Here is a 21,569-nt window from a genome sequence, read left to right on the forward strand (position 1 = left end):
GACTCGCGACGGCAGGGATAAGGCAGCGGCGGCAACAGGATCTTCGCTGCGCAAAGGGAGAAATCTGATGACCACAGTCATAAAAAACGGAACCATCGTCACTGCCGATCTGACCTGCAGGGCGGATGTGCTGATCGACGGGGGAAAGATTGCCGAAATTGGCCCTGACCTGACGGGCGACGAGGTTCTGGATGCAACCGGATGCTACGTGATGCCCGGCGGGATCGACCCGCACACCCATCTTGAGATGCCTTTCATGGGCACCTATTCGACCGACGATTTCGAATCCGGCACCCGTGCTGCGCTGGCCGGCGGCACGACCATGGTGGTCGATTTCGCCCTGCCCAGCCCCGATCAGGGGCTGCTCGACGCGCTCAGGATGTGGGACAACAAGTCGACCCGCGCCCATTGCGACTATTCCTTCCACATGGCGATCACCTGGTGGGGCGAGCGGGTCTTTGACGAGATGCAGGAAGTGGTGGATCGCGGCATCACCACCTTCAAGCATTTCATGGCCTACAAGGGTGCGCTGATGGTCAACGACGACGAGATGTACGCCTCGTTCCGGCGTTGCGCCGATCTGGGGGCGATCCCGCTGGTGCACGCCGAAAACGGCGACGTGGTGGCCGAACTTTCGGCGAGGCTGCTGGCCGAGGGCAATGTCGGCCCCGAGGCGCATGCCTATTCCCGTCCGCCGCAGGTCGAGGGCGAGGCGACCAACCGCGCCATCATGATCGCCGACATGGCGGGGGTGCCGCTTTATGTGGTGCATACCTCGTGTGAGGACAGCCACGAGGCGATCCGGCGCGCCCGGCAGCAGGGAAAGCGGGTCTGGGGCGAGCCGCTGATCCAGCATCTGACGCTCGACGAATCCGAGTATTTCGACAAGGACTGGGATCACGCCGCGCGCCGCGTCATGTCGCCGCCCTTCCGCGACAAGCGTCATCAGGACAGCCTGTGGGCCGGGCTGCAATCGGGCACGCTTTCGGTTGTCGCCACCGACCACTGCGCCTTCACCACCGAGCAGAAGCGCTATGGCGTGGGCGATTTCACCAAAATACCCAACGGCACCGGCGGGTTGGAGGACCGGATGCCTATGCTGTGGACCCATGGCGTGAATACCGGCCGGCTGACGCCGAACGAATTCGTCGCCGTCACCTCGACCAATATTGCCAAGATCCTCAACTGCTACCCGCGCAAGGGGGCGATTCTTGTCGGGTCGGATGCCGATATCGTGGTCTGGGATCCCGCGAAGACCAAGACGATTTCGGCCGGTTCCCAGCAATCGGCCATCGATTACAACGTTTTCGAGGGCAAAGAGGTGCGGGGCCTGCCGCGCTATACGCTGAGCCGGGGCCGGGTTGCCATTGTGGACGGCGAGGTGAGGCCCGGAGAGGGTCACGGCGAATTCGTCGCCCGTCAGCCCAACGGGGCGGTCAACCGGGCGCGCTCGACATGGAAGGAACTGACCGCGCCGCGCCCGGTGCAGCGCAGCGGCATTCCGGCGAGCGGCGTTTGAACGCCGGTGCGAAGCGATGAACCCGGCCATCGGGATCACCGGCGTTCTGGAATCGTCCGTCTATGTCGACGATCTGGATGCGGCCGAGGGGTTCTATGGCGGGGTGCTGGGCCTGGAGCGGCGTGTCCGGGTGGACGGGCGGCATGCGTTTTTTCGCTGCGGTCGGGGGATGGTACTGACATTCATCCCCGAAGCCAGCCGCCTGCCAGCGCGCGCGGGCTCCCTGCCGGTGCCGATCCACGGCGCCACCGGCCCGGGCCACATCTGCTTTGCCATGCGGAAAGAGGCGATGCCGCGCCTGCGCGCGCGACTGAGCGGCGCCGGGGTGGCGATCGAGGCCGATTTCCGCTGGCCGAACGGCGCGCGGTCGATCTATGTCCGCGATCCGGCGGGCAACAGCGTCGAATTTGCCGAACCGGGCATCTGGGATTTGGAACAGATAGAATGACGACAGGAGACATCGGTTGATTACGGGAACGGAACATAGATGAACCCGACCGAGGCAGCGAGACAGGCCACCCCGGAACCGGTCATCAGGGCGCGGAAGCTCGACCTGACCTTCCAGACCGGCGATGGCCCGGTCCAGGCCCTGCGCGATGTGAACCTGACCATCGGCAAGGGCGATTTCGTCAGTTTCATTGGTCCGTCAGGCTGCGGCAAGACCACGTTCCTGCGGGTCATTGCGGCGCTCGAACAGCCCACCGGCGGGGATGTCACCGTCAACGGCATGACGCCGGACGCGGCACGGCGGGCGCGCGCCTATGGCTATGTCTTTCAGGCGGCGGGGCTTTACCCGTGGCGGACGATCGCGCGCAACATCAAGCTGCCGTTGGAAATCATGGGCTATTCGCGCGAGTCGCAGGACGAGAATGTCGAACGGGTGCTGAAGCTGGTCGATCTGGAAGGCTTCGGCAACAAGTATCCCTGGCAGCTTTCGGGGGGGATGCAGCAGCGGGCGTCGATCGCGCGGGCGCTGGCCTTCGATGCCGATATCCTGCTGATGGACGAGCCTTTCGGTGCGCTCGACGAAATTGTCCGCGACCATCTGAACGAACAACTCCTCGAGTTGTGGGCGCGGACCGGCAAGACAATTGCCTTTGTCACGCATTCGATCCCCGAGGCGGTCTATCTTTCGACCCGTATCGTCGTGATGTCGCCCCGGCCGGGGCGGATTACCGACGTGATCGAAAGCACGCTGCCGCGCGCGCGCCCGCTCGATATTCGCGACACGCCGGAATTTCTGGAAATCGCCCATCGCGTGCGCGAGGGGCTGCGGGCAGGGCATGCCTATGATGACTGAGGCGGGCTGCGAATGAGTACAACGTTTTCCCTCTGGCTCGGGGCGGCGATGGTCACCTTTCTGGCGGCATCCACCACCCTGCGCGCATATGTCGATACGCCGGGGCCGGCGCTGCTGGTTGGTGCGCTGGCGCTCTATACCCTTGGCAACCTGATGATGGTGCCGCTGATGCGCGAGGGCGGGATGGGGGTGGCGATCTCGGTTTCGGCGGTGCTGCAACTGCTGATGGCGAATGCGGTGGCGTTCCTGTGGTTCGGAGAACGCCCGGCACCGCAACAGGCGCTGGGCATCGCGCTTGGCGTCATCGCCGTTGCCCTGATCGTGTTTCCGGCGGAGGGCCGCCAATGATGCGTGCGGTCTGGCCGGTCCTGTGCGTGACGGTGGCGATACTCGCCATCTGGTACGCTGCCGTCGTGCCGATGAACATCAAGGAGGCGCTGACCCAGGCCGAGCGTGCTGGCGCAATTGTCGATCCGCCCTCGGCCATCGAACGTCGCGATACCGGTGCGGTTGCGCTGGTGGCGCGCAATCCCGGGCATGCCGGCGCGACCTTCAACCAGGAGCGTCCGCGCCTGCCGGCGCCGCATCAGGTCGGCGCCGAGCTTTGGCAGACGACGGGCGAGATGGTGCTGAAGGGGCGCGGGTTTTCCAAGCGCAGCCTGATCTATCATGCCTGGGTCACGCTCAGCGCGACGGTGCTGGGCTTTGTCATCGGCACGCTGGCCGGGATCGCGCTGGCCATCGGCATCGTACACAGCCGGGTGATGAACATGGCGGTCATGCCCTGGGCCATTGCCAGCCAGACCATCCCGATCCTTGCCATCGCGCCGATGATCATCGTGGTGCTGAATTCGGTTGGTGTGACCGGGCTGCTGCCCAAGGCGCTGATTTCGGCCTATCTCAGCTTTTTTCCGGTTGCCGTCGGCATGGTGAAGGGTCTGCGCAGCCCCGGCGCGATGCAACTCGACCTGTTGCATACCTATAACGCCAGCCGGTCCGAGATTTTCTGGAAGCTGCGGCTGCCGGCCTCGATGCCGTATTTCTTCACCTCGATGAAGGTCGCCATGGCGGCCTCGCTGGTTGGTGCCATAGTGGGCGAGATGCCGACCGGCGCGGTGGCGGGCCTGGGCGCGCGGCTGCTGGCCGGCAGCTATTACGGGCAGACGGTGCAGATCTGGTCGGCGCTGTTCGGCGCCGCGATCCTCGCGGCGGTGCTGGTCGGCCTGATCGGGCTGATGCAGCGGATGACACTTGGGCGGATGGGAATGGACCGATGAGCAATATCTTCGGCTGGTCCGTTGCCTTTCTGGTCGCCAGTTCCGCGCTCAACATCGCCATGGCCAACGGCGCCGGGCGCGACCAGCCGCTGGCGCGCTTCCTTGTACCGACGCTTTTCGGGATCGGCCTTGTCGTCATGTGGGAGGGGGTGACGCGCGGGTTCGATGTACCCGGCGTGATCCTTCCCGCGCCAACCGCCATCTGGGAACGGTTCGTATCCAGCAGAAGCATCCTGTGGCAGGATTTCGTCCAGACCTTCGTCAAGGGCGCCTTGAGCGGTTATGTCATCGGGGCGCTGGCGGCGTTCACCGTCGCGCTTCTGGTCGACAGCAGCGATTTCCTCCGCCGCGGTCTTCTGCCGGTGGGCAATTTCATGGCCGCGCTGCCGATTGTCGGTATCGCGCCGATCCTTGTCATGTGGTTTGGGTTCGACTGGCAGTCCAAGGCCGCTGTCGTGGTGGTGATGGTGTTCTTTCCCATCCTCGTGAACACGGTCGAGGGCCTGCGCGCCACCGACCGCATGCAGCGCGACCTGATGACGACCTATGCCGCCAGCTACCGGCAATCGCTGACCAGGCTGCGTCTGCCGGCGGCGATGCCCTTCATCTTCAACGGACTGAAGATCGCCACCACGCTGGCGCTGATCGGCGCGATCGTCGCCGAGTTTTTCGGCTCGCCGATCCGGGGCATGGGCTTTCGCATTTCGACCGAGGTCGGGCGGCTGGCGCTCGACATGGTGTGGGCCGAAATCCTTGTCGCCGCGCTCGCGGGCTCGGCCTTCTATGGCCTTGTCGCCCTGGTCGAACGGCGGGTCACGTTCTGGCATCCCTCGCAAAGGCGGCGACGATCCTAGATGAAACCAGGAAAAAACAACAGGAGGTAATACCATGAAGACAGTTCTGACCAGTGCGGTATCGGCACTAGCGCTTGCCTCGGCGGCACAGGCGGCCGACGAGGTGACGCTTCAGCTGAAATGGGTCACGCAGGCCCAGTTCGCAGGATTTTATGTGGCCCAGGATCAGGGCTATTACGAGGAAGAGGGGCTCGATGTCACCATCAAGCCCGGCGGCCCCGACATCGCGCCGGCGCAGGTGATCGCCGGGGGCGGCGCGGATGTGGTGCTCGACTGGATGCCCTCGGCGTTGGCGAGCCGGGAAAAGGGCCTGCCGCTGGTCAATATCGCCCAGCCCTACAAGTCGTCGGGTATGATGCTGACCTGCTGGAAGGATACCGGCATCACCAGCCCCGACGACCTTCCGGGCAAGACCATCGGCGTGTGGTTCTTCGGCAACGAATATCCGTTCCTGAGCTGGATGAGCAAGCTTGGCATCCCGACCGACGGCTCCGAAGGCGGTGTGACGGTGCTGAAACAGGGCTTCAACGTCGATCCGCTGCTGCAACGGCAGGCCGACTGCATCTCGACGATGACCTACAACGAATACTGGCAGGTGATCGACGCCGGCGTCAGCCCCGACGAGCTTGTCACCTTCAAGTACGAGGATATGGGCGTCGCGACGCTGGAAGACGGCATGTATGTGCTGGAGCAGAATCTGACCGATCCGGATTTCGAGGACCGGATGGTGCGCTTCGTGCGCGCTTCGATGAAGGGCTGGAAATGGGCCGAGGAGAACCCGGACGAGGCGGCGATGATCGTGCTCGACAACGACGAGACCGGCGCCCAGACCGAGAAGCACCAGAAGCGGATGATGAGCGAGGTGGCGAAACTGACCGCCGGCAGCAACGGAGCGCTCGACCCGGCCGATTACGAACGGACGGTCGCGACCCTGCTTGGCGGTGGCTCGGACCCGGTCATCACCAGGGAGCCCGAGGGTGCCTGGACCCATCAGATCTCGGACAAGGCGCTGAACTGATATAACCGGGAAACGGTTGTGCGCCCTTCGGGCGCGCATCCGCAGCTCAGCGTTGCAGGTCTATCGCCGGTGGTGCAGTGTCGAAGAGCTTTCGCAGGTCTTTGACCTGTGCGCCAAGCCGGTTGCCACCGGCCGCTTCTGCGGTCCCGGCCTGAAGGCTGCGATCGTCGTCACCGGTCCCGGACGATTTTCCGGCGTTGCCGGTATCGTTGTTTACGGGCGCGTTGGACAGGGCCTCTTCCCTTTCGAGTGCCTCGCCGTGAAGCCGCGCGATTTCCTGCGTCAGTTCGGTCGGAATGCCGGCGAATTGCTGTAACGGCGGAACGGGCGCCCGCACATAGGCCGCGGGCACATCGGTTGCGGATTGCGCCGTGCCCTGCGTGGCGAAGGATACGCGCGGCATTTCCTGCGGATCGAGCGTGGTGTTTGCCGTCGCCGCCGTGGCGAGGACGGCCTTTACCGCCGATGTGCGGAGCGTTGCGTTTCTGGCAGAAGACGACTGACCGCCGCTTGCGGCAATCGCCATCGGCGTGCTTTCAGATGTCGCGATCACGCGGTTTCCTGCGCGCGCCGACCCGTTGTCGCCCGCCTGCGCCCCGGCGACCGCAAACGGAACCTGACCGTTGCCTATCAGTATCATGACCGGATCCCCCGAACGGAATCCCCACCGTATGACAGCCTGCGCCCGGCAGGTGAACATCCCGTTAACGCTGGTGTCACTGAAAATCCGGTGGTAATCGTCGACTATTCAATGATATTCTTGTCAAGTTTTCGATAGCTTCCGGGCCGGCCGGTAAATCGCGGCCATCCGGGCACCGGGAAGATGCCGGGATTTGGAGGGGAGATGCCGCGGAGCGCGCTGACGGGAAGCCGGATTCGCGAGCGCCGCCTGATGGCGGGCATCAGGCAGGGCGATCTTGCGCGCGCCGTCGGAATATCGCCGTCCTACCTCAACCTCATCGAACATAACCGGCGCCGGATCGGCGGCAAGCTGATCCGCGACATTGCGCGCGTGCTGGCGGTTGAGCCGTCGGTGCTGACCGAAGGGGCGGAGGCCGCCCTGCTCGACACCCTGCGCGAAGCCGCGGCGGGAAGTGACGATGCGATGCGGGAACTCGACCGGCTCGAGGAGTTCGTGGGCCGCTTCCCCGGCTGGGCCGGCCTGCTGGCCGACCTGCGCCGCCGGGCGATGGACCTCGAACATTCGATTGAGGTTCTTTCCGATCGCATGACGCACGATCCGCTGCTCTCGGCTTCGCTGCACGAGGTTCTGTCGACGGTGACGGCAATCCGTTCGACGGCGGCGATCCTTGTCGAAACGCGCGATCTCGATCCCGAATGGCGCGAGCGGTTTCACCGCAACATGGCCGAGGAATCGGCGCGCCTGGCCGATAGCGCGGAATCGCTGGTGCGCTATCTGGACGAGGCGAGTTCGGCCGAATTCTCGGCCACCACCCCGCAGGAAGAGGTGGAAAGCTGGCTTCGGGACAGGGGGTTTCACGTTGACGAACTGGAAACCGCCCCCGCCGCCGACCCCGGGGCGATCATTGCCGGGGCCGGCCGGTTGCAAAGCGCGGCGGCGCGCGCGATGGCCCACCGCTATCTGAAACGCTACCGCAGGGATGCGGTGCAGATGCCGCTTGCCCCGTTCCGCGATGCGGCGGTTGCCTGCGGGGTCGACCCGGCGGCATTGTCGCGCCGGTTCGGCGCCACTCTTGCGGCTGTCTTTCGCAGGCTGGCAGCTCTGCCGGCCGGGGATATGGATGCGGAAATCGGGCTGGTGGCATGCGACGGATCCGGTACGCTGACCTTTCGCAAGCCTGTCGACGGGTTTCCGTTGCCGCGCTATTCGGGCGCCTGCCCGCTCTGGCCGCTCTATCAGGCGCTGTCGCGCCCGATGGTGCCGCTGCGTGCCACGGTCGAGATAGGGTCGCGCGCGCCGCGCAGGTTCCTGACCTATGCGATCTGCGAACCGGGCCTGCCCGGCGGGTTCGACGGCCCGCAGGTGCTGGAGGCCGCCATGCTGATCCTGCCCGAACAGGCGATACCGCCACAGCACGCGGAAATCGTGCAGGAAATCGGCACGTCGTGCCGGATCTGCCCGCGCGGCGATTGCGCGGCGCGGCGCGAGCCGTCGATCATGGCAGAGGTGTTTTGACAGTACCCCGACTTCGGGCAATAGTAGGCGGCAAGGCGGGTAACCAGGACCCTCCGCCCGGCCTTGGGGGGATACCACACATGCGCAAGCGCGTTCTGCTTGTAGAGGACGAGCCGAACATCATCGAGGCGATCCGCTTCATCCTGTCGCGCGACGGCTGGGCAGTGGACACTCATTCGAACGGCGCGACCGCGGTTGAGGCGGTATCGGCGCGCGCGCCCGATGTCATCGTGCTCGACGTGATGCTGCCGGGGAAATCCGGCTTCGACATCCTCAGGGAACTGCGCGAGGCGCCGGCAACCGCCAACCTGCCGGTTCTGATGCTGACCGCCAAGGGGCAGGGGCGCGACCGCGAACTGGCCGAACGATACGGCGCCACCCGTTTCATGACCAAGCCGTTTTCGAACGCCGAGGTCCTGCAGGCGGTCAACGCGCTGCAATCGGGTGCCACCGAGGGCGCCTGACACCACCGGCGGGAGACGACCGACATGCCACCGCGACCGCAGGACAAATGGGACCAATGGGCGGAATCGTCGCTCGAACGGCGGGAGCGCACGTCGCGACGGCTGTTTCTTGGGCGCGAGATCTACCGCCGCCGCCGCATCATGGATGCGGCGCGCCTGTTGCCGGTATTCGGAACGGTGCTGTTTCTCATGCCGATCCTCTGGGCGGTGGAACGGGGTACGGCGGCCGGTGTGGTCTATCTGTTTTCGGTCTGGCTGGGCCTGATCCTCGCTGCCGCCTTCCTTTCGGTGCGACTGGCCGAGCCGCTTGAAGAGCACGGACAGGCCGAGGCGGACGAGGGCGAGGAACCGTAAGTCCGATGCCCTTCAACCTGCTTGTCGCGATATCGCTGCTTTATGTCGGGTTCCTGTTTGCCGTTGCGGCGCTGGCGGAACGGCGTGCCGGCCGCATGGGCCGCGCGTGGCTGGGATCGCCGCTGGTCTATACGCTGTCGCTTTCGGTCTATTGCACCGCATGGACGTTTTATGGTGCGGTCGGCTATGCGGTCCGCTCGGGGCTGGAGTTCGTCACCATCTACCTCGGGCCGACGCTGGTTGTCACCGGGTGGTGGCTGATCCTGCGCAAGCTGGTGCGCGTCGGGCGTTCGCAGCGGATCACCTCGATCGCCGACATGATTTCGTCACGCTACGGCAAGTCCAACATGCTCGGCGTTCTGGTGACGCTGCTCGCGGTTGTCGGCACCACACCCTATATCGCGCTCCAGCTTCAGTCGGTGACGCTTTCCTTCGGAGTTTTCGCCTCGCCCGGCTCCGAGTTCTGGGATCCGTCCGATCCCGCCTCGACCGGGCTCTGGGTGGCCGCCGGGCTGGCGGTGTTCACCGTCGTCTTCGGCACCCGGAACCTCAACACCAACGAGCGCCACCACGGCGTGGTGATGGCGATCGCGGTCGAGGCGGTGGTGAAACTGGCGGCGCTGCTGGCGCTCGGGGTCTTCGTCGTCTGGGGCATGGCCGACGGCCCCGCCGATATCCTGCACCGGATCGAACAATCGCCGCTGGCCGGATGGCCGATCGTTCCGTCCCGCTGGGCCGGGCTGATCTTTACCTCGGCGGCGGCGCTGATCTGCCTGCCGCGGATGTTTCAGGTCATGGTGGTCGAGAACGCGGACGAGGCGCATCTTGGCGTCGCCTCGTGGGCCTTTCCGCTTTATCTGTTCCTGATGAGCCTTTTTGTCATTCCGATCGCGGTGATCGGGCTGGCCGAACTGCCCGAGGGCGCCAATCCCGACCTGTTCGTGCTGAGCCTGCCGCTCAAGGAGGGGCAGAACGGGCTTGCAGTCCTTGCCCTGCTCGGCGGATTTTCCTCGGCAACCTCGATGGTGATCGTGGCGGCGCTTGCACTGGCGACGATGGTCTCGAACCATATCGTGATGCCGCTCTACCTGTCGCGCCAGCCCGGCGGGGCGATCATGGCGGGCGACGTGCGCGGGCTGGTGCTCCGGGCGCGGCGTTTTTCCATCGCCGGGGTGCTGCTGCTCGGCTATCTCTATTATCGCTATTCGGGCGGCTCGACCGCGCTGGCGTCGATCGGGCTGATCTCGTTCGTCGGTGTCAGCCAGGTGCTGCCGGCGCTTGTCGGCGGGTTGTTCTGGCGCGGCGGAACGCGCGTCGGCGCGGCGGCCGGGCTGATCACCGGGTTCGTTCTCTGGGCCTATACGCTGTTTCTGCCGAGCCTCGGCCCGGCCGGCCCGTTCAGCGCCGGATTTCTCGCGCACGGCCCCTTCGGCATAAGCTGGCTCCGGCCCAACGCCCTGTTCGGGATCGAGGGGATGGATCCGCTGATCCATGCCGTCTTCTGGTCGATGCTGCTCAATACCGCCGCCTATTGTGTCTTTTCCATCGTCAGCTTCCCCACGCCTCTGGAGCGGTTGCAGGGGGCGCAGGTAGTCAATGTCTTCGAACACACGCTGGGCGCGCGTGGCTGGACCCGCGGCAGCGCCGAGGCCGAGGACCTGCTGGTGATGGCGCAGCGCATCCTCGGCCCGGCCGAGGCGCAGGAGCTGTTCCATGCCGAAGCCACAGCGCAGGGCAAGGCGGGCTATCTTCCCGAGACGACGCCGGAGTTTCTGGACAAGCTCGAACGCGAGCTTTCGGCCAGCGTCGGCGCGGCGACGGCGCATGCGATGGTGGGGCAGATCGCCGGGTCTTCCTCGGTTCTGGTCGAGGATCTGATCCGCGTCGCCGACGAGGCACAGCAGATCCTTGAATATTCCAACCGGCTCGAAAGCCAGTCGGCCGAACTCGAACGCACCGCCCGCCAGCTGCGCGAGGCCAACCAGAAGCTGACCGAGATGTCGATCCAGAAGGACGCCTTCCTGAGCCAGATCAGCCACGAGTTGCGCACGCCGATGACGTCGGTGCGCGCCTTCTCGGAAATCCTGCGCGAAGGCGGGCTGGAGGGGGACGAATCCGTCCGCTATGCCGGGATCATCCATGACGAGGCGATCCGCCTGACGCGGCTGCTCGACGACCTGCTCGATCTCAGCGTGCTCGAAAATGCGCAGGTGACATTGAGCATCGGCCCGGCCAACCTGAGCAACCTGATCGACCGGGCAATCGCGGCATCGGGCGCGCAGACCGAGGTCGGCCCAAGGGGGGGGATGCGGATCGTCCGCGACCGCGCCAGCGAAAAGCAGGAGATCGTCACCGATTCCGACAGGCTGACACAGGTCTTCATCAATCTTGTGACCAACGCGAAAAAATACTGTGACGCCGCCGAACCCGAACTGACGATCCGGGCGCAGCGGCGCGACGGGCTTGCCGTGGTGGACTTTACCGACAACGGTTCCGGCATTCCCGCCCGCAGCCAGGAGATCATCTTCGAGAAGTTCTCGCGCCTGTCCGACCATTCGGCCGCCGGAGGGGCCGGGCTGGGGCTGGCCATCTGCCGCGAGATCATGCTGCGGCTGGGCGGAAGCATCGAATATCTGCCGGGGCAGGGTGGCGCATCGTTTCGCGTGACGGTTCCGGTCACCCCGCCCAAATCGGCGCAGCGCCTTGCCGGCACATGAATTCCCCGCTTTGGCCACAAAGAGTTAATCCTTTTCCAACCGACTTCTGGCTTTCTGTCCGCTGTAAGACGGGCTGCCCGTGTGGTGGCGAGCCAGCGGGGACGGGCGTGGAATGGCGGATGCCGGCGAACAATCTGTTCTGAAACGAATGGTGGCGGCGGGGCGCGATTCCGCAGGCGTGGCATCGCCCGCATCACCGGCGCGCGCCTTCGGCACCGCTCTGTGCCGCACGGCCGAGGCCGAGGCGACGCTGGCTGTCATGGTCGAGGATTGCACCGAGCGGATCGCATCGCTTTCGGAACTGCTGGACAGCCTGCCCGAACACGGGCTGCTTGGCCTGCTCGAAGGACCGGCCGAGGCGCAGGGCCTGATCGCCTTCGATCACGGGTTTCTCTCTGCGCTGATCGAGAAACAGACAACCGGCAGAATCCAGTCGGCGCCGCCATCTCCGCGCCGCACGACACGTACGGACGCAGCGCTGGCGGCAGATGTCATGGATGCGGTTCTGCGCAGGTTCGAGGGCGGACTTGCCGGGCGCGGCGAATCGCAATGGGCCTCGGGCTTCGGCTATTCCGGCCATGTCGAAAGCGTTCGCCCGCTTGGGCTGGTGCTGGAAGATATCGATTACCGCATTATCACCCTGCGGGCCGATCTCGAACAGGGCGCGCGCACGGGGGCGGTGATCCTTGCCCTGCCGGCGATCGGGCGCGGCCCGGCTGCGCGGGCAACGACCGGCCCGGTCGACGATCCGGCGCGGGCCTTCTGGCTTCGGGCGCTCGCCACGAATGTCGAGGGGGGCGACGTGCGGCTCGAGGCGGTGATGCATCGCTTTCGCATGCCGATCCGCGAGATTGCGCAACTGATCCCGGGCGAGGAGATTCCGCTGCCGGTCTCGTCGATCGACAATGTTCGTTTCGTCACGTCGGACGGGCACAGCTTCGGCTGCGGCCGGCTGGGCCAGAGTCGCGGCTATCGCGCGGTCCGGTTGCACAATTCCACGGCAACGAAAGAGCAGCCGGCAATCCCGTTTGCCGGTGTGGAAATCGCCCCGTCGGGCGTGCCCGACGGTCTGAAATCTGCTGCCATGCCCGATGGTGCGAAGTCGGAAGCCGCCGATCAGGCCGACGACGCGACATCGGGTTGAAGGGTGTTCAGCGCGGCCTTACCGCGCGAAGCTGGGGAAGGAGCGAGCGCAGCGGAAATCCCGCCTTCTCGGCTACCTGCACCAGTTCCTCGGGCGACAGGTCCCTGACCGCACCGAACATCCAGACCATCGCCGAACGGGTTCCCGACGCGCAATAGGCCAGTGTTGCGCCGGCTGACGCCGCAATCGCCTCGTATTGATGATCGACCTCCCTGCGGGTGAACGCGGAATGGAGGATCGGGTTGTTGACGAAATTCATGCCTTCGGCCTCGCAGGCGGTGCGGATCTCGATGGCGCGCAGGGGCGGCAGGATTTCGTCGTCGGGCCGGTTGCAGATGACCGTCCGGAAACCGGCCGCCGCAATCGCGGGCATGTGATCGGGCGAAATCTGCGGGCTGACAGAATATCTGGCGGTCAGTTTTCGAAAGTTCATAAAGACGTTCCTGGCTTGCGCGGTTCCCGGACCGGCGTGGTATCGCGGAACCACGCGCACCAGCCGGGTCCGCATCAATCTGATTCTTGCGCTTCAATATCAGTCGGTTGGAGCATGCGCCAAGTTTGCAGCACGCCGGCCAAATAATCAAAACTTGTATTCAATCCATGAAAGTCATCCACTAGCATATCGTCGATGCGGGTCAAGGATCCGCAGGGTATGGATATCCGGGCTGGTCTGCCGGGATTCGTGCAAGGGAGAATGCGATGGCCACGGTCGAGGAACGAAAAAGACAGCTCGAGGCTCGTATCGAGGAAATCAATATCCGGCTTCACGAGATCGAGGCCGAACTGGTGTCGCACAATTCCAGAGACTGGGAAGACCGCGCCACCCAGCGCGAACCCGACGAGGTGCTGGAGGACGAGGGACGCGCCGGAAACACCGAAATCGTTGCGATTCGCGCCGCGCTGGACCGGATCGAACAGGGAACCTATGGCGAATGTGTGATCTGCGGCGAACAGATCGAGGAGGCACGGCTCGACCTGATCCCCCATACGCCCTTCTGCGCCCGGGATGCCCACCGCATCGCGCGCTGAGCGCCGCGCGGGTCAGGCGAGGATCGCGCCGACCGCGACCATGATCAGCCCCAGCGCCGACAGGAAAAGCGCGCCAAGGTTCCAGACCACGACCTTCTGAAGCCTGGCGCGCATTGCGTTGTCGTCCAGCCCCTGGCGCTTGGCGCGCGCCACCACCACCACGCAGCCGATGATGCCGGCCAGACCGGCCAGCGCGACCGCAACCCCGACCCAGACCAGTATCTGCATGATAGCCTCCATCGCGCCCCGTGTGCCTTGCGCTAGCGGCTTTGAACGCCAATCGCAACCGGCCTTGATCGCTGCGTTGCCGGTCGGTAGGACACTCCCGGAAGCGCGCCCGGCGGGGCGCGCGGAACGAACCGGGGCAGGTACACCGGCAAAAACGGGAAGCGGACATGAACGACGAAACGAGCAGCATCAATCAGGCAACCGGCGAGCGGCTGAGATCCTTCGTCGAGCGCCTCGAGCGTCTCGAAGAGGAAAAGAAGGAAGTCGCGGAGCAGATCAAGGAAGTCTTCGCCGAACTGAAGGGCGAGGGCTTCGATGCCACGGCCATCCGCGCCATCCTGAAACGCCGCAAGCAGGACCCGGATCAGGTGGCCGAGCAGGAGGCGGTTCTCGACCTCTACATGACGGCGCTCGGGATGGTGTGACCGCGCGGCACGCCGGGTAGTGCAGAAGGTCCGGGGATGCGGGGACGAAAGCGCGCCGCATCGCCGTTCCCGTGCAGGGTGCCGGGCGGTTACGCCCCGCCCGCAGCCGCCACGGCCTGCCGCGCGCCGGCGGCAAGCAGCATGCCATAGGCCTCGGTGACGCCCTCTTCCAGCCGGGTGGCGAGTTCGGCGGGGAAGACCTCGCGCACCGTGAGCAGGGCGCGCACCTTGTCGGTTCCCTCGGCCCCGTCCGACAGTTTGCGCAGCGTGGCGGCGAGCGGGTCCTGAACGTCGATCGGGTTTCCCCGTTCGTCGGTTCCGCCGACATAGCGCATCCATGCGGCGACAGCGAGCATGAGGCCCGGGCTCGGGCGGCCTGCGTTCAGGTTCTCTCCCAGCGTCGAGAGGATCCGCTGCGGCAGTTTCTGGCTTCCGTCCATGGCGATCTGCCAGGTCAGGTGCCGGATCGCCGGGTTGCTGTAGCGCGCGAACAACTGGTCGGCATAGGCTTGCAGATCGACGCCCGGCGGCGGGTCGAGCGCGGGAATGATCTCCTCGCGCCACAGCCGTTTGACGAAAGCGGCAAAAACGGGGTCGGCGGCCACTTCGGCAATCGTTTCGTGGCCGGCGAGGTAGCCGAGATAGGCCATGGAACTGTGGGTGCCGTTCAGCATCCGCAGCTTCATGTGTTCGTAGGGTGTCACGTCCGCCACCAGTTGCACGCCAACCGCGCCGAGGTCGGGGCGCTGACTGCCGACGAAATCGTCCTCGATCACCCATTGGCGGAAAGGTTCGTGCATCACGGGCGCGGCGTCGTGGTGGCCGATCAGTTGTTCGACATGCGCGATATCCTCGGGTTTTGTCGCCGGAACGATGCGGTCGACCATGGTGCCGGGAAAGCGGCCTTTGGCCCTGATCCAGTCGGCCAGCCCGGGGTCGATCTCGTGCGCGAGATCGAGGATGACGCCGCGGGCGAGCGCGCCGTTATCGGGAAGGTTGTCGCAGGTCAGCACCGTAAAGGGGGCGCGGCCGGCCGCGCGGCGCAGTTCGAGCGCCCGAACGATGTAGCCGGGTGCCGATTTCGGGAACGACCCTTCGAGGTCGACCCGGATATCGGGGTGGGTCAGGTCGAGCTTTCCGGTGGCGGGATTGTGGCAATAGCCCTTTTCCGTGATCGTCAGCGATACGATCCGCACGTTCGGATGGACCATCGCCGACAGCAATGCGTCGGGATCCTCCGGTGCGACAAGCACGTCCCTGAGGATGTCGATCTGCCGGGCGGTTTCGCCATCGGGGCCAAGCTCGACCGCATTGTAGACGCAGTTCTGCGGTTTCAACTGGTCGCGCACGGCGGGCGAACGCAGCGAAACGCCGACAACGCCCCAGTCGCCGCCGGACGCCACCATGGCCTCGCGAATCCACGGGATGCCGAAAGCGCGGAAAAACGCACCGATCCCCAGATGAACGATCCCCACGCCCGCATCTGCGGGGGGGCGGGTGGAAGCTGCGTCGGACATCGCGGCATTCTCCGTCTGCTGGCTGCGAAACTCGAAGGCGGGCGCGGCCGCACCGGGCCGCGCGCGGTGTTTTCAGCGTAATGCGCCGATTTCGACCATGTCCATATCGGTGAAGGCCATGTTGTCTCCCGCCATGGCCCAGCAGAAGGTATAGGCGCCGGTTCCGGCTCCGGCGTGGATCGACCATGGTGGCGAAACGGCGATATCCTCGTTCGCCATCACCAGATGCCGGGTTTCCTGCGGCTGGCCCATGAAATGGAAGACACGCTGCCCGTCTGCAATGTCGAAATAGAGATAGGCCTCCATCCGGCGGTCGTGCACATGCGCCGGCATCGTGTTCCAGACCGAACCGCCATGGAGCCTGGTGTAGCCCATGACAAGCTGGCAGCTTTCGGCGCCGCCGGCATGGATGCACTGATAGATCGTACGGTCGTTCGAGGTCTCGGCCGCGCCGAGCTTGACCTCGTTGGCATCGGCGGGCCGGATCAGCCGGGTGGGGCAGGCGCGGTGTGCCGGGGTCGAGACGATATAGAAGCGCCCGTTACCCGAGAAAGCGACGGGACCGGAGCCGAGGCCGATATAGAGGATATCGCCTTTTTCCAGCGTATGGCACTGCTCGCCGGCCGTGACGGTGCCGGTCTCGCCGATGTTGAGGATGCCGGCCTCGCGCCGATCGAGCCAGCTTTCGGTACCGCATTCGGCAACCCTGTCGAGTACCAGTTCGCCCCCGGCGGGCACCGCGCCGCCGACGATCATCCTGTCGTAATGGGTATAGGTCAGCCGGACCTCACCCGGCACGAAGGCCCCCCCGACGTGAAATTTCTCGCGCAATCCCGTGGTGTCGAGGCCCCTGGCGGATTCGGGGTCGGTTGCGTAGAGCGTCTTGACGGTCAGCATGGCGGATCCTTCAGAGAAAATCGTCGCGGCGTGGAGTGAAACAGTCGATCAGCCGGCCCGCCTCGATGCAGCGGCAGCCGTGGATCGCGTTCGACGGGATGATGAAGCTGTCGCCCGAGGCGACCTCAAACACCTTCTCGCCGAGGGTGAATTCGAACCGGCCGGATTCGACATAGGTCGACTGGACATGCACATGGTTGTGCAGCGTGCCCTCGGCGCCCTGTGCGAAGGTGAAGGAAACCACCATCAGTTCGGGCGCTTCGGACAGGACCTGGCGTGTAACGCCAGGGTCCGGATTCACAATCGGGTAGGTTGCGGGCATCGCCGGTTCCTCAGCGCATCAGGTTCGGCAGCCAGAGCGACAGCGCCGGAATGAAGGTCACCAGCATGAGCGAGAACAGACAGGCGCCATAGAAGGGGAAGATCGACTTCATCACCTCCCAGATCGAGATCTTGCCCACCGCGCAACCGACGAAGAGAACGGTGCCGACAGGCGGCGTGCACAGCCCGATGCCGAGGTTCAGGATCATGATGATGCCGAAGTGGACCGGATCGATGCCGAAGGCCAGCGCCACCGGCAGGAAGATCGGGGTTGTGATGACGATCAGCGGCGACATGTCCATGAAGGTGCCGAGGATCAGCAATGAGACGTTGATCAGCAGCAGGATGACGATCGGGTTGTCCGAAACCCCCTGCATGAATTCGACCAGCGCCGTCGGAACCTTGAGGTAGGCGAGCAGCCAGCCGAAGGCGGCGGCGCACCCGATCACCAGAAGCACCATCGCCGTGGTGCGCACCGCGCCCAGTGTCGCCTCGACGAAGGCGTCCCACGACAGGGTGCGGTAGATGAAGAGCGTCACCGCCAGCGCATAGACCACCGCGATGCACGAGCTTTCCGACGCGGTGAAGATGCCCGAGCGCACGCCGCCGAAGATGATGGCGATCAGGATAAGCCCCGGCACGGCTTCGAGGAACAACTGGCCGACCATGCGCCAGCCGGGGAACTCCTCGGTCGGATAGTGGCGGCGTTTGGCCATGATATAGGCGGTGGCCATCAGCGACAGCGCCAGGATCAGGCCCGGCACGATGCCGGCGGTGAACAGGTCGGCGATCGAGATCTTCCCCCCGCCCGAGATCGAATAGATGATGAGGTTGTGCGACGGCGGCAGCATCAGGGCGATGATGGCGGCGGTGACGGTGACCGATACGGCATAGTCGACACCGTAGCCGCGCCGCTCCATCTGCTTGATCATGATGCCGCCGACTGCCGAGGCGTCGGCCGCGGCCGAGCCCGAGATGCCGCCGAACATCACCGATGTCAGCACGTTGACCTGGCCGAGACCGCCCTGGAAATGCCCGACCAGAGAGCCCGCCAATCGCACCAGTCTTCGGGCGATATCGCCGCGGACCATGATCTCGCCCGCGTAGATGAAGAAGGGGATCGCCATCAGGGCAAAGACCGACACGCCCGAATTGAGCCGCTGGAACACGACCACCGGGGGCAGGCCGAGATAGGTGACGGTGGCAAAGCTGGCAACGCCGAGGCAGAAGGCGATCGGTGTGCCGATGAGCAGCAGGAACACGAAGGTTCCGAACAATATCCAGTATTCCATCAGGGGGTTCCTATCGCCTCGTCCTCGACTTCGCCGGTGTCCGTGTCCTCGGGCGGAGTCTCGCCGAAGCGGGCGGTCGGGAGACCGGCCGCGCGGCGCAGCAGGCGCTCCAGTCCGAAGACCACCAGCAGGAAGCCGCCGCCGACGAGGGGGGCGAAATCGAAGGCGCCCGAAATACCGAGCGAGGGGATGATGTTGCCGGCGGTCTTCCACAAAAGCTGACCGCCATAGTAGATCATGCCGAAGCCGAACGCGACGACCACCACGTCCGAGATCGAATGGAGTATCTTCTTGATATTCATCGGCAGCACCAGCAGCAGCACATCGAAGGACAGGTGATACCCTTCGCGCACGCCCACGGCGGCGCCGAGAAAGATGAACCAGCCCATCACCATGACCGAGCCGGGCTCGGTCCAGACGATGGAATCGTTCAGCACATATCGCCAGAAGACCTGCGCCGCGATCAGCGCCGTCATCAGGACAAGGGCGGCGCCGGAGAGGTAGAGGGCGATACTTCCCAGCCACCCGGTATAGCGCGCCACGGACTTCATCGTTTCCTGCACGAGTTCCCTCCCCGGACAGAGCCTGCGGCCGCGCCTGCGGCCGCAGACGGTTGAGGTGACTATTCGGTCGCCTGAATGCGGGCGACCAGATCCTTCAGCGCGTCGGAACTCACATGTTTTTCGTAGACCGGAACCATCGCTTCGATGAAGGGGGTCTTGTCGATCTCGGAGACGACCTCGACGCCGGCAGCGCGTACCTTCTCCTCCGATTCCTTCTCGCTGGCGGCCCAGAGCTCGCGTTCTATTGCGACGGATTCCCGTGCGGCCTCCTGCACCGCCTGCTGATCCTCGGGCGACAGCTTGTCCCATGTCGCCTTCGACATGACGACGACCTCGGGCACCATCAGGTGCTGATCGAGCGTGTAATACTTGGCGACCTCGTAGTGGCCCGAACTGTCGTAGGAGGGCCAGTTGTTCTCGGCCCCGTCGATGACGCCGGTCTGGATCGAGGAATAGACCTCGCCATAGGGCATCGGGGTTGCGTTGGCGCCAAGGGCCGCCACCATGTCGACGAAAAGGTCGGACTGGATGACGCGGAACTTCATGCCCTGAAGGTCCTCGATCTTGGTGATCGGCTTGACGCTGTTGTAGAAGCTGCGCGCGCCCGAATCGTAATAGGCAAGCCCCATCAGGTCGTGGTCGGAGAAGGCGGCCAGAACCTCCTCGCCGATCGGCCCGTCGAGCACGGCATGCTCATGATCGAGCGAGCGGAAGATATAGGGCAGCGAAAACGCCTGCGTTGCCTCGATGATGTTGTTGAACGGGCCCATCGAGACGCGGTTGATGTCGATCACGCCGAACTGGGTCTGTTCGATCGTGTCCTTCTCCTCGCCGAGCTGGGCCGAGTGGAAGACCTCGATGCAGAGCCGACCGCCGGTCTTTTCCTCGAGGATCCTGCCCATCGCCTTGACGCCCTCGACGGTCGGATATCCGTCAGGGTGGGTGTCTGCCGATTTGAAGGTGGTCTCGCAGGCGGTTGCCGCCGTGACGAGGGCCGCGCTGGCGAAAAGTGCGGCGGTTGCAGTTCTGAGCATTGTTGGGGTTCCTCCCTTGGGTTTATCGCTCTTCAGAGTTTGTAGGCTTTCTTTACCAGCCGGTAGCTGAGGTCCTGCGCCACTTCGTAGGCCTCATCCTCGGCCAGACGGCCGGTTGAGACAAGCGTCGCAAGATAGGCGCTGTCGACCCGCCGCGCCACGTCGTGACGGGCGGGAATGGAGCAGAAGGCGCGGGTATCGTCGTTGAAGCCGACGGTGTTGTAGAACCCCGCCGTCTCGGTCGTCGTTTCGCGGAAGCGGCGCATGCCCTCGGGGCTGTCGAAGAACCACCACGCCGGGCCCAGCCTGAGCGACGGGTAAACCCCGGCCAGAGGTGCCAGTTCGCGCGAAAATGCGGTCTCGTCCAGAGTAAAGAGAATCACCGACAACCGCGGATCTGTGCCAACCGCGTCCAGAAGCGGTTTCAGCGCGGTGACGTAATCGGTGCGGGTCGGAATATCGAACCCCTTGTCGCGGCCATGGAGTGCCATCATCGGCGCCGAATGATTGCGCGCCGCGCCGGGGTGGATTTGCAACACCAGACCGTCGTCGATGCTCATGCGCGCCATCTCGGTCAGCATGTGGCCGCGGAAGGTATCGGCCTCGTTGGGGGTGCAGGTTCCGGCAAGCGCCTTTTCGAACAGCGCCACCGCTTCGGAGAGGGGGAGGTTCTCGGTCCGCGCCGTGGCGTGGCCGTGATCCGAAGAGGTGGCGCCGAACTCCTTGAAATAGGCGCGGCGAATACGGTGGGCCTGAAGGTACCCCTCCCATGTCGTCGCATCCGTTCCGGCGATCTCGCCGAATTTCTCGACGTTCCCGGCAAAGCCCTCGAATTCAGGGTCGACAACCGGATCGGGGCGGTAGGCGGTGATCACGCGGCCCGGCCAGCCGCTATCGCGAATCATCCGGTGCCAGCGCAGATCGTCCAGCGGGCTTTCGGTGGTGGTGATCACCTCGATCCCGAAACGTTCGAACAGGGCGCGGGGCCGGAACTCGGGTTGGGCGAGGCATTCGGAGATATGGTCGTAGAATCGGTCGGCTGTGTCGGGGCCGAAACGCTCGTCGAGGCCGAAGACCTGCTGGAACGAATGATCCAGCCACATCCGTGACGGCGTGCCGCGCAGCAGATAGTAGTTTTCGGCGAACAGGCGCCAGATCTTGCGCCCGTCGGTTTCCACCCGGGTTCCGTCGGCGCGCAGAACGCCCAGATCATCGAGCGAGACGCCTTGCGAAAACAGCATGCGGAAGACGTAGTGATCGGGGGTCACGAACAGTTGCGCCGGGTCGGGGAAGGGCGCGTTTTCGGCATACCAGCGCGGATCCGTGTGGCCATGCGGGCTGACGATCGGCAGATCCCGTACGCTGGCATAGAGGTCGGCCGCCATGGTGCGTGTGGAGGGATCGACCGGAAACAGCCGGTTTTCGTCGAGTTTGGCCATCGTGTCACCGCCTCCTCGC

Annotated in this window: 24 protein-coding genes; 14 read left to right on the forward strand and 10 right to left on the reverse strand. The window is 64.8% G+C overall.

The window, feature by feature from the left end:
* The first annotated feature begins 67 nt into the window (after positions 1-67).
* The 7 genes from hydA to ACK5IR_RS03660 are packed head-to-tail and all read left to right on the forward strand — an operon-like array spanning position 68 to position 5,968.
* Entirely contained in the window at positions 68-1,519 is a 1,452-nt protein-coding gene (gene hydA, locus ACK5IR_RS03630) for a dihydropyrimidinase (protein WP_416926009.1), read from the forward strand.
* A 16-nt stretch (positions 1,520-1,535) separates the two neighbouring features.
* Positions 1,536-1,967 carry a VOC family protein gene (locus tag ACK5IR_RS03635; protein ID WP_416926011.1) on the forward strand — a complete coding sequence of 144 codons (432 nt, stop codon included), beginning with the start codon at positions 1,536-1,538 and terminating at the stop codon, positions 1,965-1,967.
* A 39-nt stretch (positions 1,968-2,006) separates the two neighbouring features.
* Entirely contained in the window at positions 2,007-2,819 is an 813-nt protein-coding gene (locus ACK5IR_RS03640) for an ABC transporter ATP-binding protein (protein WP_416926013.1), read from the forward strand.
* A 12-nt stretch (positions 2,820-2,831) separates the two neighbouring features.
* Positions 2,832-3,167, forward strand: a complete 336-nt coding sequence (locus tag ACK5IR_RS03645) for a hypothetical protein (RefSeq protein ID WP_416926015.1) — start codon at positions 2,832-2,834, stop codon at positions 3,165-3,167.
* Positions 3,167-4,096, forward strand: a complete 930-nt coding sequence (locus ACK5IR_RS03650; protein ID WP_416926103.1) for an ABC transporter permease — start codon at positions 3,167-3,169, stop codon at positions 4,094-4,096. Before ACK5IR_RS03645 ends, ACK5IR_RS03650 begins: the two co-directional genes overlap by 1 nt.
* Positions 4,093-4,950 (forward strand): ABC transporter permease, encoded by an 858-nt coding sequence (locus ACK5IR_RS03655; RefSeq protein WP_416926017.1) that lies wholly within the window; start codon positions 4,093-4,095, stop codon positions 4,948-4,950. The genes ACK5IR_RS03650 and ACK5IR_RS03655 overlap by 4 nt, the downstream gene beginning before the upstream one ends.
* Positions 4,951-4,984: 34 nt before the next feature.
* Entirely contained in the window at positions 4,985-5,968 is a 984-nt protein-coding gene (locus ACK5IR_RS03660; protein WP_416926019.1) for an ABC transporter substrate-binding protein, read from the forward strand.
* 46 nt (positions 5,969-6,014) lie between these two features.
* Here ACK5IR_RS03660 and ACK5IR_RS03665 read toward each other — a convergent pair whose 3' ends face one another.
* Complete coding sequence (locus tag ACK5IR_RS03665; RefSeq protein ID WP_416926021.1) at positions 6,015-6,608, reverse strand: hypothetical protein; 594 nt, start codon at positions 6,606-6,608, stop codon at positions 6,015-6,017.
* 204 nt (positions 6,609-6,812) lie between these two features.
* Between ACK5IR_RS03665 and ACK5IR_RS03670 the strand changes: the two genes are divergently transcribed.
* The 5 genes from ACK5IR_RS03670 (at position 6,813) to ACK5IR_RS03690 (ending at position 12,805) form a co-directional block, all read left to right on the forward strand.
* The gene (locus ACK5IR_RS03670) at positions 6,813-8,126 is read left to right on the forward strand and encodes a short-chain fatty acyl-CoA regulator family protein (protein ID WP_416926023.1); all 1,314 of its coding nucleotides are present in this window, start codon (positions 6,813-6,815) and stop codon (positions 8,124-8,126) included.
* A gap of 80 nt (positions 8,127-8,206) precedes the next feature.
* Positions 8,207-8,590, forward strand: a complete 384-nt coding sequence (locus ACK5IR_RS03675) for a response regulator transcription factor (protein WP_416926025.1) — start codon at positions 8,207-8,209, stop codon at positions 8,588-8,590.
* A gap of 24 nt (positions 8,591-8,614) precedes the next feature.
* Positions 8,615-8,944, forward strand: a complete 330-nt coding sequence (locus ACK5IR_RS03680; RefSeq protein WP_416926027.1) for a hypothetical protein — start codon at positions 8,615-8,617, stop codon at positions 8,942-8,944.
* A gap of 5 nt (positions 8,945-8,949) precedes the next feature.
* Positions 8,950-11,661, forward strand: a complete 2,712-nt coding sequence (locus ACK5IR_RS03685; RefSeq protein WP_416926029.1) for an ATP-binding protein — start codon at positions 8,950-8,952, stop codon at positions 11,659-11,661.
* 112 nt (positions 11,662-11,773) lie between these two features.
* Entirely contained in the window at positions 11,774-12,805 is a 1,032-nt protein-coding gene (locus ACK5IR_RS03690) for a FliM/FliN family flagellar motor switch protein (protein ID WP_416926031.1), read from the forward strand.
* Between the two features lie 7 nt (positions 12,806-12,812).
* On the opposite strand, the gene ACK5IR_RS03695 is transcribed toward ACK5IR_RS03690, so the two are convergent.
* On the reverse strand, positions 12,813-13,238 hold the full coding sequence (locus tag ACK5IR_RS03695) for a TIGR01244 family sulfur transferase (RefSeq protein WP_416926033.1): 426 nt from the start codon (positions 13,236-13,238) through the stop codon (positions 12,813-12,815).
* Positions 13,239-13,504: 266 nt separating this feature from the next.
* On the opposite strand from ACK5IR_RS03695, the gene ACK5IR_RS03700 reads away from it, so the two are divergent.
* Positions 13,505-13,834: a TraR/DksA family transcriptional regulator gene (locus tag ACK5IR_RS03700; protein WP_416926035.1), complete on the forward strand. Its 330-nt coding sequence runs from the start codon at positions 13,505-13,507 to the stop codon at positions 13,832-13,834.
* A 12-nt stretch (positions 13,835-13,846) separates the two neighbouring features.
* Here ACK5IR_RS03700 and ACK5IR_RS03705 read toward each other — a convergent pair whose 3' ends face one another.
* Positions 13,847-14,062: a hypothetical protein gene (locus ACK5IR_RS03705; RefSeq protein ID WP_416926037.1), complete on the reverse strand. Its 216-nt coding sequence runs from the start codon at positions 14,060-14,062 to the stop codon at positions 13,847-13,849.
* 167 nt (positions 14,063-14,229) lie between these two features.
* On the opposite strand from ACK5IR_RS03705, the gene ACK5IR_RS03710 reads away from it, so the two are divergent.
* Positions 14,230-14,487 (forward strand): DUF2312 domain-containing protein, encoded by a 258-nt coding sequence (locus ACK5IR_RS03710; protein WP_416926039.1) that lies wholly within the window; start codon positions 14,230-14,232, stop codon positions 14,485-14,487.
* A gap of 89 nt (positions 14,488-14,576) precedes the next feature.
* Here the strand turns inward: ACK5IR_RS03710 and ACK5IR_RS03715 are convergent, their stop codons facing one another.
* The 7 genes from ACK5IR_RS03715 to uxaC all read right to left on the reverse strand — a co-directional run bounded on the left by ACK5IR_RS03715 (position 14,577) and on the right by uxaC (position 21,550).
* Positions 14,577-16,004, reverse strand: coding sequence for a mannitol dehydrogenase family protein (locus ACK5IR_RS03715; protein ID WP_416926041.1), 1,428 nt, complete (start codon positions 16,002-16,004; stop codon positions 14,577-14,579).
* A 72-nt stretch (positions 16,005-16,076) separates the two neighbouring features.
* Positions 16,077-16,901 carry a 5-dehydro-4-deoxy-D-glucuronate isomerase gene (gene kduI, locus ACK5IR_RS03720; RefSeq protein ID WP_416926043.1) on the reverse strand — a complete coding sequence of 275 codons (825 nt, stop codon included), beginning with the start codon at positions 16,899-16,901 and terminating at the stop codon, positions 16,077-16,079.
* A 10-nt stretch (positions 16,902-16,911) separates the two neighbouring features.
* A complete protein-coding gene (locus ACK5IR_RS03725; protein ID WP_416926045.1) occupies positions 16,912-17,223 on the reverse strand; it encodes a cupin domain-containing protein in 312 nt (103 codons plus the stop codon).
* Between the two features lie 10 nt (positions 17,224-17,233).
* Entirely contained in the window at positions 17,234-18,514 is a 1,281-nt protein-coding gene (locus ACK5IR_RS03730) for a TRAP transporter large permease (protein WP_416926047.1), read from the reverse strand.
* Positions 18,514-19,077: a TRAP transporter small permease gene (locus tag ACK5IR_RS03735; RefSeq protein WP_416926049.1), complete on the reverse strand. Its 564-nt coding sequence runs from the start codon at positions 19,075-19,077 to the stop codon at positions 18,514-18,516. Before ACK5IR_RS03735 ends, ACK5IR_RS03730 begins: the two co-directional genes overlap by 1 nt.
* A gap of 59 nt (positions 19,078-19,136) precedes the next feature.
* Entirely contained in the window at positions 19,137-20,111 is a 975-nt protein-coding gene (locus ACK5IR_RS03740) for a TRAP transporter substrate-binding protein (RefSeq protein ID WP_416926051.1), read from the reverse strand.
* A gap of 32 nt (positions 20,112-20,143) precedes the next feature.
* On the reverse strand, positions 20,144-21,550 hold the full coding sequence (gene uxaC, locus ACK5IR_RS03745) for a glucuronate isomerase (protein WP_416926053.1): 1,407 nt from the start codon (positions 21,548-21,550) through the stop codon (positions 20,144-20,146).
* Positions 21,551-21,569 lie beyond the last annotated feature (19 nt).

This window comes from Tropicimonas sp., from assembly GCF_047971885.1.
GTDB lineage: Bacteria > Pseudomonadota > Alphaproteobacteria > Rhodobacterales > Rhodobacteraceae > Tropicimonas.

Bases quoted from the DNA above. Each gene is read 5' to 3' on its own strand.
- hydA (WP_416926009.1), top strand. From the start codon at position 68: ATGACCACAGTCATAAAAAACGGAACCATCGTCACTGCCGATCTGACC.
- ACK5IR_RS03635 (WP_416926011.1), top strand. From the start codon at position 1,536: ATGAACCCGGCCATCGGGATCACCGGCGTTCTGGAATCGTCCGTCTAT.
- ACK5IR_RS03640 (WP_416926013.1), top strand. From the start codon at position 2,007: ATGAACCCGACCGAGGCAGCGAGACAGGCCACCCCGGAACCGGTCATC.
- ACK5IR_RS03645 (WP_416926015.1), top strand. From the start codon at position 2,832: ATGAGTACAACGTTTTCCCTCTGGCTCGGGGCGGCGATGGTCACCTTT.
- ACK5IR_RS03650 (WP_416926103.1), top strand. From the start codon at position 3,167: ATGCGTGCGGTCTGGCCGGTCCTGTGCGTGACGGTGGCGATACTCGCC.
- ACK5IR_RS03655 (WP_416926017.1), top strand. From the start codon at position 4,093: ATGAGCAATATCTTCGGCTGGTCCGTTGCCTTTCTGGTCGCCAGTTCC.
- ACK5IR_RS03660 (WP_416926019.1), top strand. From the start codon at position 4,985: ATGAAGACAGTTCTGACCAGTGCGGTATCGGCACTAGCGCTTGCCTCG.
- ACK5IR_RS03665 (WP_416926021.1), bottom strand. From the start codon at position 6,608: ATGATACTGATAGGCAACGGTCAGGTTCCGTTTGCGGTCGCCGGGGCG.
- ACK5IR_RS03670 (WP_416926023.1), top strand. From the start codon at position 6,813: ATGCCGCGGAGCGCGCTGACGGGAAGCCGGATTCGCGAGCGCCGCCTG.
- ACK5IR_RS03675 (WP_416926025.1), top strand. From the start codon at position 8,207: ATGCGCAAGCGCGTTCTGCTTGTAGAGGACGAGCCGAACATCATCGAG.
- ACK5IR_RS03680 (WP_416926027.1), top strand. From the start codon at position 8,615: ATGCCACCGCGACCGCAGGACAAATGGGACCAATGGGCGGAATCGTCG.
- ACK5IR_RS03685 (WP_416926029.1), top strand. From the start codon at position 8,950: ATGCCCTTCAACCTGCTTGTCGCGATATCGCTGCTTTATGTCGGGTTC.
- ACK5IR_RS03690 (WP_416926031.1), top strand. From the start codon at position 11,774: ATGGCGGATGCCGGCGAACAATCTGTTCTGAAACGAATGGTGGCGGCG.
- ACK5IR_RS03695 (WP_416926033.1), bottom strand. From the start codon at position 13,238: ATGAACTTTCGAAAACTGACCGCCAGATATTCTGTCAGCCCGCAGATT.
- ACK5IR_RS03700 (WP_416926035.1), top strand. From the start codon at position 13,505: ATGGCCACGGTCGAGGAACGAAAAAGACAGCTCGAGGCTCGTATCGAG.
- ACK5IR_RS03705 (WP_416926037.1), bottom strand. From the start codon at position 14,062: ATGCAGATACTGGTCTGGGTCGGGGTTGCGGTCGCGCTGGCCGGTCTG.
- ACK5IR_RS03710 (WP_416926039.1), top strand. From the start codon at position 14,230: ATGAACGACGAAACGAGCAGCATCAATCAGGCAACCGGCGAGCGGCTG.
- ACK5IR_RS03715 (WP_416926041.1), bottom strand. From the start codon at position 16,004: ATGTCCGACGCAGCTTCCACCCGCCCCCCCGCAGATGCGGGCGTGGGG.
- kduI (WP_416926043.1), bottom strand. From the start codon at position 16,901: ATGCTGACCGTCAAGACGCTCTACGCAACCGACCCCGAATCCGCCAGG.
- ACK5IR_RS03725 (WP_416926045.1), bottom strand. From the start codon at position 17,223: ATGCCCGCAACCTACCCGATTGTGAATCCGGACCCTGGCGTTACACGC.
- ACK5IR_RS03730 (WP_416926047.1), bottom strand. From the start codon at position 18,514: ATGGAATACTGGATATTGTTCGGAACCTTCGTGTTCCTGCTGCTCATC.
- ACK5IR_RS03740 (WP_416926051.1), bottom strand. From the start codon at position 20,111: ATGCTCAGAACTGCAACCGCCGCACTTTTCGCCAGCGCGGCCCTCGTC.
- uxaC (WP_416926053.1), bottom strand. From the start codon at position 21,550: ATGGCCAAACTCGACGAAAACCGGCTGTTTCCGGTCGATCCCTCCACA.